The organism is Pedobacter heparinus DSM 2366, assembly GCF_000023825.1.
GTDB classification, from domain to species: Bacteria; Bacteroidota; Bacteroidia; order Sphingobacteriales; family Sphingobacteriaceae; genus Pedobacter; species Pedobacter heparinus.
Map to the genome: position 1 here is coordinate 3,717,495 of NC_013061.1, position 12,616 is coordinate 3,730,110.

At 43.7% G+C, this 12,616-nt stretch carries 9 protein-coding genes and 1 pseudogene; 2 read left to right on the forward strand and 8 right to left on the reverse strand.

Annotated elements, in window-relative coordinates; translation table 11 throughout:
• Positions 1-22 precede the first annotated feature (22 nt).
• From PHEP_RS15470 to PHEP_RS15505, 8 genes and pseudogenes are all read right to left on the reverse strand, one after another.
• On the reverse strand, positions 23-1,270 hold the full coding sequence (locus PHEP_RS15470) for a hypothetical protein (protein WP_015808917.1): 1,248 nt from the start codon (positions 1,268-1,270) through the stop codon (positions 23-25).
• Positions 1,257-3,788 (reverse strand): beta-N-acetylhexosaminidase, encoded by a 2,532-nt coding sequence (locus PHEP_RS15475; protein WP_015808918.1) that lies wholly within the window; start codon positions 3,786-3,788, stop codon positions 1,257-1,259. The genes PHEP_RS15470 and PHEP_RS15475 overlap by 14 nt, the downstream gene beginning before the upstream one ends.
• A complete protein-coding gene (locus PHEP_RS15480; RefSeq protein ID WP_015808919.1) occupies positions 3,785-5,359 on the reverse strand; it encodes a glycoside hydrolase family 28 protein in 1,575 nt (524 codons plus the stop codon). Before PHEP_RS15480 ends, PHEP_RS15475 begins: the two co-directional genes overlap by 4 nt.
• The gene (locus PHEP_RS15485) at positions 5,352-6,644 is read right to left on the reverse strand and encodes a sugar MFS transporter (RefSeq protein WP_015808920.1); all 1,293 of its coding nucleotides are present in this window, start codon (positions 6,642-6,644) and stop codon (positions 5,352-5,354) included. The genes PHEP_RS15480 and PHEP_RS15485 overlap by 8 nt, the downstream gene beginning before the upstream one ends.
• A 2-nt stretch (positions 6,645-6,646) precedes the next feature.
• A pseudogene (gene murQ / locus PHEP_RS15490) lies at positions 6,647-7,463 on the reverse strand (N-acetylmuramic acid 6-phosphate etherase).
• 37 nt (positions 7,464-7,500) lie between these two features.
• Complete coding sequence (locus tag PHEP_RS15495) at positions 7,501-8,793, reverse strand: MFS transporter (protein WP_015808921.1); 1,293 nt, start codon at positions 8,791-8,793, stop codon at positions 7,501-7,503.
• Positions 8,790-9,590 carry a sugar phosphate isomerase/epimerase family protein gene (locus tag PHEP_RS15500; protein WP_036674184.1) on the reverse strand — a complete coding sequence of 267 codons (801 nt, stop codon included), beginning with the start codon at positions 9,588-9,590 and terminating at the stop codon, positions 8,790-8,792. Before PHEP_RS15500 ends, PHEP_RS15495 begins: the two co-directional genes overlap by 4 nt.
• A gap of 105 nt (positions 9,591-9,695) precedes the next feature.
• A complete protein-coding gene (locus PHEP_RS15505) occupies positions 9,696-10,469 on the reverse strand; it encodes a phytanoyl-CoA dioxygenase family protein (RefSeq protein ID WP_015808923.1) in 774 nt (257 codons plus the stop codon).
• A gap of 178 nt (positions 10,470-10,647) precedes the next feature.
• Between PHEP_RS15505 and PHEP_RS15510 the strand changes: the two genes are divergently transcribed.
• Both PHEP_RS15510 and PHEP_RS15515 read left to right on the forward strand, forming a co-directional pair.
• Positions 10,648-11,529 carry an AraC family transcriptional regulator gene (locus tag PHEP_RS15510; protein WP_015808924.1) on the forward strand — a complete coding sequence of 294 codons (882 nt, stop codon included), beginning with the start codon at positions 10,648-10,650 and terminating at the stop codon, positions 11,527-11,529.
• 64 nt (positions 11,530-11,593) lie between these two features.
• Positions 11,594-12,607 carry a GntR family transcriptional regulator gene (locus PHEP_RS15515; protein WP_015808925.1) on the forward strand — a complete coding sequence of 338 codons (1,014 nt, stop codon included), beginning with the start codon at positions 11,594-11,596 and terminating at the stop codon, positions 12,605-12,607.
• Positions 12,608-12,616 lie beyond the last annotated feature (9 nt).

Consider the following 12,616-nt stretch of genomic DNA (forward strand, 5'->3'; position numbering starts at 1 on the left):
TTGGTTGATATATTGGTTAGTTCTAGAATGATTTGAATTTATAGTAATCGCTCAAAAAGCGAAGTGCGAAACTGGTACCGATATCCCGGTTGACCAGCCATACCTTGCCCTTGGACCTGGTACGGGTCTCTATTACCTGGCCCCTCAGGTTTTTATCGGGGTGGTCTTCAGCAAAACGGTTGTGTACCAGCCAATAGGCGGATTTTTCGATATTGGCATCAAACTCCTTATAACCCTGCTTAGCAAGTTCCATCCATACAATACCGGAAAGGGCGACTTCAGAACCAGTTACTGAGCCCTTATCCGGTGCTTTACCATCTGTATAATTGTCGTAATACATGGTGCCATCCTTTTGCTGCGCTTTAGCATGTGTACGGGCAGTTTTGGCCGCAGCTTCCAGGTATTTTTTATCCTTGGTCAGCTTAAAAGCCTCGATGAGTGATTCGGCATACCAAAGGTTAAAGCGGGGATGAAAGGAATGTACATCTTTAAAATTGGGCATAAAGTCGGACCAGATCCCGTTTTCGTCCTGCAATTTCAGCAGACTGTTGCAAAGGTTGATAAAGGCCTCTTTAAAGGCTTTGTTCCCGGAAAATTCGTATGCATCTTTAAATAAAGAGCCCTCTGTGTTAGGACGGGAAACATCAAACAAAGTTTGTTCACCCACCTTTTTATCTTTCCAGAAGGGACTGTATTCCTTCTGTACTTCACCTGTTTTCAGGTCTACATTGTCATAACATATCCCCTTCTCCGCATCGTACATATGCTTTAACATCCATCCCGCAGCTTCTGTAGCCACTTTTGCATACTGTTTATCTTTGGTTACCCGGCTCAGTTCATAAATCCCCGGGGTACCGTCAGATATGGTAGCAAACACAATCACATCATCGCCGATAAAATCGCCATGGGTAGCACCAAGCATGCCCTTTAACTTAGGGTGGTCTTTAATCTGCAGGCTTATCCAGTAATTACCTGCTTTTTTAGCAGCATTTAACCAGGCTTCATTGCCCCTGATCTTGTAGCCCGCCAGCAAGGCATTGATGGCCTGACCAGTATGCCATGGCACTTCATAGGGGTACCATTTGCCTTCTGTGAGGTTATAGTCGCAACGTGATTTACCCTGCTCATCCAGGATCACGTTTACAATGCAACTGGCCGTTTGATCGATTGCAGTTACAATTTCTTCCTTTTTAACCTGGGAAAAGGAAAGGTTGGGAGCGCTAACACAAGTGACCAGGATTATACTGGCCAGGATCCTAATCTGCTTCATGACTGTTCTGGTTAGCATTGATGGTATATTTATGTTTATGATTGGTTACCGGTTCTGTAGTGTCTAATCTGAAAGTAAATGCTGCATTGGCATTGCTGCTTTTTACTTTTAACAGGATATAATTACTGCCCGCTTTTAAAGGCAGGCTGTAAGCTTTTTCTTTAGGCAGGGCCGGGTTGTTTTTTGCTGCCGCATTGCCTTCAGCAATCGGACTATTGTTACAAAAAAGTTCTACAGCTGAATCATTTCCGATCCATGCCTGTACCTGTCCGGCTGTTTCCGTGCTAATGGTACAAAAGGCGTAGACATAGGCATTGCTGCCCAGGTCTTTAAATTTATTGATGATACCGCCATTGTCGGTATTGTATTTCATCCAGCGAAACTGTTTACTGTTGTACTGTGCAAAATCACCAGGTTTGGGTGGATGGTTTGCTGATTGTTCTTCCGAATATAAAAATGGCGGGAATCCGCCCGACTTGCTTTTAAAAGGTCCGCTTAACAACCAGAAATTAAAATAATACTGATCACTTTCTACCACATTTAGTCCGACAGCAGCAGCCGCTGGCAAGGAATTAACTTTGCCAGGTCTTTCCAGGGAGAGCAGTTTATTTTCAAGGTCTGTTAATGCAGCAATACGTGTTTTATAGGGTTTTAAAGCATAATCAAGTGTATAAGGCTGATTTTCAGCGTTCCATTTATTACGGAAATCTATTTCCATAGCCTCGTACCTGTTTTTCAGCACTTTTAAGGAAACAATACGTTCGTTCATACCGTCAACCTGTTTTCCCTGCTGCTGCTGGTACCATTTTGCAAGTTCCGCAATCTGTATCCTGGTATCAAAAAGCAGTTTGTACCGGTCAACAATATATTTCAGCGTGGCCAGATCGGAAAGGTGGCGCTTAGGTTTTGCGTTCTGCAGCAGCTGTGCTGCTTCATTTACCAGTCTTAAACCTTCGGCTACGTCTTTGTTGTTCAGGATAAGTGTTTCGCCGTTTTGCGGTAAAATGTGCTGCCACCAGATTTCATGGGTCATGTTATAGGTAAGCGGCAGGTCCCTCAGCTCCATAAGTTTGCCAATGGCTTTTACATAAGCCCCGTTTGCAGTTCCATAGGCTGTCTTCTCATAACGCAGATCGAAGCCATCATTTAAAACTGATTTTACGTTCCAGCTCTTCTCTGCCGCCATATAAACGCCATACCAGTCTTCCGAAAACAGCTGGTCGCCACCCTCATCCCAAATGGTAGTATAAGCACCAATGGTTCCTTTTTCATAACCTTCTTTAATAAACCCATTGATATTGGCTTTGGCAATGGCCAGATCTGGGAACAGCCTGTTGGTATTTAAAATACCCGGACAAACCATAAAACTGAGGTTACGTTTTACAAAAGGATCTATCCATTTGCTGTAAGATTGTGGATCGCCATATTCCCAGGTCATGTAAACAATGTCTTTGGGCAGCATATCCAGGATTTCCTCATGCTGAAGGGCAATATCACCCCACATCATTAGTTTTTTCCCATTCTTTTTTACCACATCATACAAAAACTTAAGATGATCTGCATAAAATTTGGCTACCCCAACACTATCTGTATATTTTTTAGATTTGCCCTTGCCCAGGTCGAAAGTCTCGTCGCAGTTCACATTGAAATAAGGAGAGCTGAAGGCGCCGCACATCTCGGTGATCACACTTTCCAGGAATTGTCTGGCTTTGGGATCGAGGGGCGAGATCATGGTAGACGTTTCGCCCATCGACTGGTACTGTGGCAGGGATAAAATATTGTTAAAATGCCCGAAGGACTGGAAACTGCCAATCAGCTGCATGTGGTATTTTGCAGCGTAGGCATCCAGCTCTTTCACATCGGCAATGGTCAGCTTACCATCTGCCGGTGCAAAATCGGGATATGATTTTGTCTGGATAACATGCTCGATATAAAACGACAGACCATTTACTTTTAAAGCCGCCATCCTTTCAATCTGCTCTTTGATATAAGTAACTTTTGAAATAGGGCCGCGGCTGATGTCGTCAAACATCACCCTTTGCGGTAAAGATGGCCAGTCGGTAATCACCAGCTCTTTATTCCAGTCTGCATCCAGCAATTGTTTTAACGTTTGCAATCCGTAAAACAATCCTGTTTCGGTATTGGCCACCAGCAACTGGTCCTTATTGTTCAGGATCAGCACATACCCCTCTTTCCCAATCTGTTTTTTCCAGTCGGTCTTTAATTTAGTGGCATAGGGCCTAATCCTTGCATCCGTCTCTTTGTCGCGTCCGGTTAAACTTAAAGTTACAGCAGCTGCAGTTTTTTTACCTGTCAGCATATATTTTGTCACATCCGCCAAACGTTTCAGCATGGCCTGATCAATACCCCCTGCTTTAAGGGGTATATTTTTGATCGCTTTTATCGGAGCAGTTCCCTGCAGCACCTGTTGCGGATAGGGCACAACAGGGATATCGGCTGCAAACAGTTTAGTGTTCAGCAATAAGAGCAAGATCAATATATGAGTTCCCCTTATCATTTTTTTGTAGTTTGGTTGCTTACTGATTTAATTTTCGGGTGCTGGTTATTGCTTACCGAGACATTGCCTACAGCGCCTTCTTTCCAGATAAAATACTTTGCAGGTGTATATACAGTATTTGCGGTAACAAAGCCGTTCGCTACATTTTTCAGATAAACTGCAGTATTTGTATTGGCGGTACTGGCCATATTGAGCCCCCTAAGCTCAAAATCGCTTGTATTTTCAAGGGCTATGGCCGGACGTTCGTCATCACCGGTAAAAGAAAGCCTGATGTCATTTAAGCGGATTCCTTTTACATGTTTTACGTACAATCCGTAAGCCGGCAGTGGACCAAACATAGTGGCTTCTGGATAATGATCGGCCAGGGTTTCCAGTTTACGGAACATGGCATCGGCCTTTGCCCCGCCAGAGCTGGAAATAGAGATGTTGCTTAAAGAAACATTTTCTATGATGGCATTTTCAAGTCCGATGACTGAGCTGCCGGTAATATCGGCCCCTGTAGCCGTTACATTGGAGATATGGATGTTCCTGGCTACCCCAATTCCCGGATCAGCGGCATTATCGGTATGTTTTCTTGCCCTGTTGCCCAGGCGGATAAACAGCGGTACCTGCGGCCCGTCTATGACTACGTTACTGATACTGATATTTTCCATAATGCCCCCATCAACCATTTCCAGTGAAATGCCACTGTTGCCGGCCGGTTTACCATAAATGGTGGTCAGCTGTGCCGAAGGCTTGATGACGATATTGCTGATGGTAACGTTTCTGAAACCACCGGTAGATTCGGTACCGAACTTGAGTCCGTTACAGTGACTGCTAAACACGCAGTTGCTGATCACTATATTCTCTGAAATGAGTTTGGAAGTACTTTTTAAAGTCAGGCCATCATCGTCCGAATCGCCGTTTACATTGGTGATCCTTACATTTTTACAGCCATCAATATCGATCATATCGTTGTTTTTATTGGAATGGTTCCAAATAGAAATACCATCGATCACTACATCTTCACAACCCAGGTAATGTTGCATCCAGAAAGCAGAATTGCGCAGGTGTACCTGTTTAACGCTAACTTTCTTACAGGCTACAAACCAGATCAGGTAAGGTCTGTTCATATAGCGGTCTGGCTTTTTAATGGTATTGATCTCAAAACTTGCCCCCTGTCCGTCTATTGTTCCGGGACCTTCAATACCTATATTTTCGGCTTTATGCGCAAAGATCAGTGCCTGCTTTGCCCAGTTTTCGCCATAAAATGGAATGCTGACCTGCTGGTAAGGGTAATTGGCAGCACCTTTAACACCGGTTAAAGTACATCCGTCGGAAAGGTAAAGGGTTACATTACTTTTTAGCACTACAGTTGCACTCATGAAATGACCAGCAGGGAAGATTACCTTACCCCCACCCGATGCTGCACAGGCATCGATGCTTTTCTGAATGGCAGTGGTATTTACAGTAAGTCCATCGCCTTTGGCTCCATAAGTAGTGACCTCTACATCGGCCGCCCGGGTAAGGATTGAAATGCTGGTCAGTAGGATGAATAAATAATTCCGCATAATTAAGAATAGTTTAAGCATGATATACTTGTTTTTTAGTCCTGGAAATTTGGTAATACACATTAAAAAGATAGCAGGGGATGAGCAGCAGGTAGGCCAGCTGGTTATTGGAAATATGTGATAGCCAGCTGTAAACCAGCGGCAAAATAGCCCCTCCGGCAATACCCATAATGAGAATGGCCGAGCCCCGGTTCAGTAAGGCACCGCTAAGCCCCCTTAAGGCAAGTGGCCAGATGGCAGGCCATAACATGGCATTGGCAAAACCCAGCAGGGCAATGAAAGCGATTGAGGCCTGGCCAGGTACAAATACTGCGAGCAGTGTCAACAATACGCCCAGCAGGGAAGAATATAGAAAGGCCTTTTCCTGACTAATCAGTCTTGGAATAAATAGGGCCCCTAAAACATAGCCCGTAAGCATAGATGCGAGGGTATAGGAAGTCAGGCTTTTGGCCACGTCTAAACGTACGCCATGATAAATACCATAATTGCTGATGGTATCGCCGGCAATAACCTCTACCCCTACCGTTACAAATATAGCTGTGAAGCCCAGCATAAAAATGCCGTTATAGCTTTTGCCCCCATTGGCCAGTTCTTCTTGCTGATTTATGGCCAGATCGTCTTCCGAAGGGGCGATTTCGGGCAGATGGGCATATTTAATGCCAAAGGCTATTACACAAAGTACGATGGTTAAAACGATATAAGGCATGATCACATCCTGGGCCAGTTCGTCCAAACGCATAGTTTTTGCTGCCGGGGCCAGACTTTCCAGTTCCGCCAGCAGGCCATCCGAATTTTTCAGGATAATAGCGCCCAGGATCATCGGGGCCAGTATACCTGCAAATTTATTGCAGATACCCATAATGCTGATGCGCTGTGCTGCCCTCGCAGGATCGCCCAGTTTGGTAATGTATGGATTTACAGCAGTTTGCAGCAAAGTTGTTCCAGCTCCGACAACAAACAGGCCCAACAGGAAAAGCGGATAATAACGCATCATGGCTGCCGGCACAAACAAGAGACAACCCGCAGCCATAATGAGCAGTCCTACCTGCATCCCTTTGATGATGCCCGTAGCCTGCAATATTTTACTGGACGGCAGGGCCATAAACGTATAAGAAATATAAAAGGCAAAAGTAACCAGGTAGGCCTGCCACTCTTCCAGTTCACAGGCAATGCGCAGGTAAGGGATCAATGTTCCGTTTACCCAGGTTACAAAACCAAAAATGAAAAAGAAAAAACCAATGGTCATTACCTGTTTGATATAGGTACCACCTGTTGCCGGCTTGGCTATATTTACTGTTGCCTCCATAATTATATCCTTAATTTTTCTATTGCGTTTTTAACGTTCCCGTATTTCAAAAGACTGGCCTTTGCCTGTTCATAGTCTGTGATCCCCGTTTTCTCCATCAGCATTTTTACACCCCGGTCTACCAGTTTTTCATTGCTGATCTGCATGTTTACCATGCGGTTATCCAACACTTTTCCCAAACGGATCATTACACTGGTAGAGATCATGTTCAGAATAAGTTTCTGTGCAGTACCGCTTTTCATGCGGGTACTACCCGGTTACAAACTCCGGCCCCACTACAGCCTCTATGGGAAAGTCGGCATATCCCGCAATTGGTGAACCGGCATTGCACACCACACAGGCGGTAAGGATACCTTTCTGCCGGGCTGTTTTTAAAGCCCCCAGTACATAAGGTGTAGTGCCGCTTGCAGCTATCCCGATAAGGGTATCCTTATCGTTGATGTTATATTTTTCAAGGTCCAGCCAGCCTTGTTCCGGGCTGTCTTCTGCATCTTCAATTCCGAAACGTAAAGCTTCATCGCCCCCGGCCATTACGCCGATCACCACATCATCAGATACGCCGTAGGTAGGCGGACATTCGCTGGCATCGAGCACCCCAAGCCGGCCACTGGTACCGGCACCGATATAAAATAACCTGCCCCCCTGCTCCATCCTTTCTGCCATCGCATCAACCAGGCCCGCAATTGTTGGGATCAACCTGCGTACCGTAACTGCCACAGTAGCATCTTCATCATTGATGTGGTTCAATAGCTGTGGGGTCGACATCTTTTCCAGATGACGGTAAACAGATGGCATTTCAGTTGTTTTGATAAAACTCATTTTTTATATATCAACTATGTTAATTTTCTATTTCTGATTAAAGTTCAACCTTGTCCATTTTTGGTACCAGCAGGTGTATGACCAGCCATGCGACCAGGAAGGAACAACCGCAGACCAGGAAAATGATGTTATAACCAGCTACTATATTTCCGGCACCTTTATAAAAATCGAGGATAAAACCGATGAACATCGGAAACAATACCCCACCTATTGCACCTGCCATCCCCCCCAGGCCAACTACAGAGCTGACTGCTTTTTTAGGGAACATATCAGAAACAATGGTAAAGATATTGGCACTCCAGGCCTGGTTTGCAGCTACTGAAAGACTAATTAATGCTATTACAAACCACATATTGGTAGTATACCGGGTTGCTATGATCGGAATAACACATACCGCTGCCACCATTAATGCAACCTTGCGGGCCTTATATACCGGCCAGCCCTTTTTGATAAGCCAGGATGAAAGATATCCACCACCAATACTGCCAATCATGGTGCCGGTATAAACGATTACCAGCGGCAAACTTGGCTTTTTAAGGTCCAGATGAAAATGTGTAGCAAAATAAGATGGCAGCCAGAACAGGAAGAAATACCAGATCGGATCGGTAAAAAACTTACCGGCAATAAATGCCCAGGTTTGTTTAAGCCCCAACAATTTTTTCCAGGTTACGGTGCTGGTATCGTTATTTTCTGTAAGCGCATCCTCATCACTGTTGATGTAATCCAGTTCAGCAGCGCTCAGTTTTTTTTGTTTAACCGGTATTTCGTAAAAGGACATCCAGGCAGCCAGCCATATAAAACCTAAAGCCCCTGTAATGATAAAAGCCATTTGCCAGCCATAAACTGCCAGTATCCAGGGCACCAGTAGTGGCCCCACACAGGCTCCGATATTGGAACCCGAGTCAAAAATACCAACGGCAAGGGCTCTTTCTTTTTTAGGAAACCATTCGGCAACCGTTTTAACTCCTCCAGGATAATTACCGGATTCGCCCAAGCCTAATAAGCCCCGCATTACAACGAAACCAAAAGTTGACCGCACTGCTGCATGTAACATGGCAGCAATACTCCATACCGTTACAGATATGGTATAACCCAGCTTGGTGCCAATTTTATCAATTACCTTTCCATATAACAATTGCCCTATGGCATAAGTGGCTGTAAATGCCATCACAATATGGCTGTAATCTGTTTCCGTCCAGCTAAAAGTTTTCTCCAGCGTAGGCTTCAGTAAACCCAGAATTTGCCTGTCCAAATAGTTTATGGTTGTGGCTGCAAAGAGCATGAAGCAAATGAACCACCTGTAATTTCCAACTTTAGTTTCTTTTATCATGATTGGTTTAGCTGATATCTGGTTTTTAATAAGTTCATTATATACAGGTTGTTTTTCCATTGCTGATCAGGCGGCTGGCCAATGGGCATATATGGTAAAGGACCAAACTCCGGGGTGATGCAAAGGAATTCATCTTTACAGTTACGGATCACCTTATCCCAGCAGTTCAAATGAAAATCAAGTGCTTCTTTATATTCCGGCAATGAGGGATCAGCTACCTGCGGGCCTTGAGCAAAGCCTACCCTTGCATGAATATGTGCGGTATGCGCTATGGCCATATCAATTGCCTCGGGCTGATCCTGAAGCAAACTTTCAGCAACGGCGCACCAATGGGATACATCTAAGGTAAGCCGCAATGCAGGGTTTTCCTGCAGGTAAGGCATGGTAACATGTGCAGCATAGGCAAAACGACTGCGGTGCGTTTCGTGAAGCACCTGTACGCCGGTTTCCCGGGTAACCTTTTCTGCAATACCGAGCAGACTGCAGTTTTGTTCATGGCTAAAAAAATCTTTACCTGTATGCGAATTGATGAACAGCGGTTTTAAAGCGGCCAGCTTACGCAGCCTTTCTTCATACTGCTGCCTATGCAGTTCCATGTCTGCTGTTGTCGTTTCCCAATGCTGGGCAATAAACTTTAATCCATATTTATCCAGGCCATCCATAAATACATCCCTTTCCCCCTCTGCTGGCAGATCAGTTTCCACACCCTGATAACCGTGTGCAACGATCTTTGTAAAAAAATCATCCCATCCCCTCATTTTTTGTCCCCATGTTGTACAAAAGTAAAGTATCCTCATAAGCGCTGGTTCACATTCCTACAATAAACTGGTATATACTGGTACATAAATATAAACAACATATATATCAGTTCCAAACCCAAATTGCAATTCACATTTTTAACATTAATTTTTAAAGTCATCATTTTTTAATTTCCGCTCGCCTGCATTGTTCCTCCCATGGTCAAAACCTCGTTCACGCTCATATCTAATCATTTCAGCAGGCCTGAAATTCAGGATAAAAGCCCTGCGGCTCGTATTGGTTGAATTGCCCCTGCTGTAATGCAGTGTCCGGCCCTGATGAAAAGTACAGGAACCAGGTTTAAGCTCAACGTATATTCCTTCATCTTCGCTGGCATTACAGGTAAGCGCGCCTCCTTCTTTCCCTGCAAAACGGTGTGGCCGCACCTCTTTTAAATTGGAGCCAGGTACAAACCACATGCAACCATTGTCGACAGTAGCTTCATCTAATGCCAGCCAGCAGCTTACAGCACGCTTATCAGGTACATTTAACCAATAAGCTTCGTCCTGGTGCCATGGTGTATTGGTATTGGTATGCGGGGCCTTATTGATCAGCATATCAAAATCCATTTCAGCGTCTTCACCGATCAGTTCCTTACTAATCGCCAGTGCCCGCTGATGAAAGGGCATATCAACCAGTTCCTTCACAAAATCGCTTGGCCACATGATCTGTGTAATGTTCTCTTTGGTTTTATTTTTACCCAGGCCGTCACCAAGGTCTGAACGGTTTGCCCCCACATCTATTTTTTTTGTAAGGAAATCGTTATAAATGGTTTTATAACGTTCCACTTCATCCTGTGTAATGATATCTTCAACGGTCAGGTATCCATTATCCTTAAAAAAAGCTATCTGTTCTGCAGATAAATACGTTTTTCCCATAATTATATATTTTAAAATGTAGTGAAGCCCGCACATGAATTTGTACAGGGGGTCCATACGTATATATTTGGTTTTACAATTCAGCGCCTCGTGTTTGATTTGCTGGATTATTTTAATCAAATTTAACCCTTGAGCCCAAGCATAACTTTCAATTTAGTAGGAACATACAATTTTATACATGTCGGACTTTGATACCCGCTCCACCACAGAAAGGAGCATCATAACTTTCAATAAGTTTAACCTTGACGGAAAAGTCAGACTGGGCCGGTATTCCTATAAACATGTACATGGCGAGCTGGAAACCCATTCACATGATGGCATGATGGAAATCTGCTACTGCGATAAAGGCATGCAGGTATATGAGGTAAACGGGAAAGAATACCAGATCAGGGGGGGCGATGTTTTCATTACCTTCCCCAACGAACCGCATGGAACCGCCAAACACCCGGAAGAAAAAGGCACTTTATACTGGCTTATTGTCCAGATCCCGGAAAAAGAAAAATTTCTCCACTATGATAATGAAGAATCGGCTGTTTTTATAAAAGAGCTGCTGGGCATAAAAGAACGCCATTTTAAAGGAAGCGATGCTATGAAAAAAATGCTGGACCAGCTGTTTGCCCTGCATGAAGAGCCTGTACAGCAACCTTTATATAAACTTCATACCTTAAACCTGATCAGCAACTTTCTTTTAACAGTAATTGAATATTCACAAAAAAATCCAGTAAGGGCACAATCAGACCGGATCTCGGAAATTAAAAACTATATCCACAACAACATTTATGAAAGCCTGCCCATAGAACTGCTGGCGAAAGCGCTGTTTATGTCTGATTCCCATTTTAAAAGCTGGTTTAAAAAAGAATTTGGCATGCCGCCTGTAGATTATATTTTACGGACGAAGATTGAAGAAGCAAAAAAGCTGCTTTTATTAAAAGACAGCGAATCGGTGACAGCAATTGCCTTTAAACTCAACTTTTCTTCTTCCCAGTATTTTGCTACAGTCTTTAAAAAATATACAGGTGTAAGTCCGGCCGAATTTAAACAGCGCAACCTAAAAACTTAAACGTTATAATTTAATATAATTATGGTCTATTTTTGCGGATACCAAACCATGAAATAAGAGGAAGATGGACGACAATGACGCGATCATAAAAATTGACAATACCTTATCATTGCCATTGTACAAACAGATTGTGGCATCTGTTCACGATGCCATAACCAGCGGGGTATTGAAAAACGGGGATATGTTACCCTCTGTAAATTCCACAGCGGCGGCGCATTCTTTGGCAAGGGGCTCCATATTTAAGGCCTATAATGAATTGAAAACAGCCGGGATTATCGATTCTACTCCCGGAAAAGGATATTTTGTGACCAGTACAAATGTACAGGCAAAGAAAAATATTTTTTTGCTGCTCAGTACATTCAACCCTTACCGGGAAGTGTTGTACAATGCCTTTATCGGGCAGATCAAAAACCAGGCTACAGTAGATCTTTATTTTCACCATCACAACATCAGCGTTTTTGAAACACTGGTCCAAAACCATGCAGCCTACTACAATACTTTTGTGATCATGCCCGAGATCAACAAGAAAACGGAAGGCATTTTAAAACAACTTGACCCTAAAAAACTCTATATTCTTGATTCAGGACTGGATGAGTTTGGCAACATCTATCCCTCTGTATGCCAGAACTATGAAAAAGACATTTCGGATATCCTGAAATTACATTTTGAACAGCTCAAAAAATATAAACGGATGATCTTATTGTTTCCCGACAACATTAAAACTGAGGGTGTGGTAAATGGCTTTACTGCTGTATTTAAAAAAACAAATTTTCCGGCCATGGTAATCAGGGATACGCCTAATTATGAACCGCAGCAGTTTGACTGTTGCATTGTTATGGACGATATTGACCTGGTCAGACTGATGAGGACAGCCAGGAAGAACAAATGGAAACTGGGTAGCGATATCGGTATCCTTTCCTATAACGAAACTCCGCTCAAAAGCATCATTGCTGATGGGATTACGACCATTACCACAGATTTTGAACAGATGGGAAGATCGATGGCAGACATGATCATCAAAAACAAACCAAAGCGGATCGAAAATCCTTTTCTAATGATCGACAGAAAATCTTTTTAACAGTGCGGT

Bases quoted from the DNA above. Each gene is read 5' to 3' on its own strand.
- PHEP_RS15475 (WP_015808918.1), bottom strand. From the start codon at position 3,788: ATGATAAGGGGAACTCATATATTGATCTTGCTCTTATTGCTGAACACT.
- PHEP_RS15480 (WP_015808919.1), bottom strand. From the start codon at position 5,359: ATGCTTAAACTATTCTTAATTATGCGGAATTATTTATTCATCCTACTG.
- PHEP_RS15505 (WP_015808923.1), bottom strand. From the start codon at position 10,469: ATGGGAAAAACGTATTTATCTGCAGAACAGATAGCTTTTTTTAAGGAT.
- PHEP_RS15495 (WP_015808921.1), bottom strand. From the start codon at position 8,793: ATGATAAAAGAAACTAAAGTTGGAAATTACAGGTGGTTCATTTGCTTC.
- PHEP_RS15470 (WP_015808917.1), bottom strand. From the start codon at position 1,270: ATGAAGCAGATTAGGATCCTGGCCAGTATAATCCTGGTCACTTGTGTT.
- PHEP_RS15510 (WP_015808924.1), top strand. From the start codon at position 10,648: ATGTCGGACTTTGATACCCGCTCCACCACAGAAAGGAGCATCATAACT.
- PHEP_RS15485 (WP_015808920.1), bottom strand. From the start codon at position 6,644: ATGGAGGCAACAGTAAATATAGCCAAGCCGGCAACAGGTGGTACCTAT.
- PHEP_RS15515 (WP_015808925.1), top strand. From the start codon at position 11,594: ATGGACGACAATGACGCGATCATAAAAATTGACAATACCTTATCATTG.
- PHEP_RS15500 (WP_036674184.1), bottom strand. From the start codon at position 9,590: ATGAGGATACTTTACTTTTGTACAACATGGGGACAAAAAATGAGGGGA.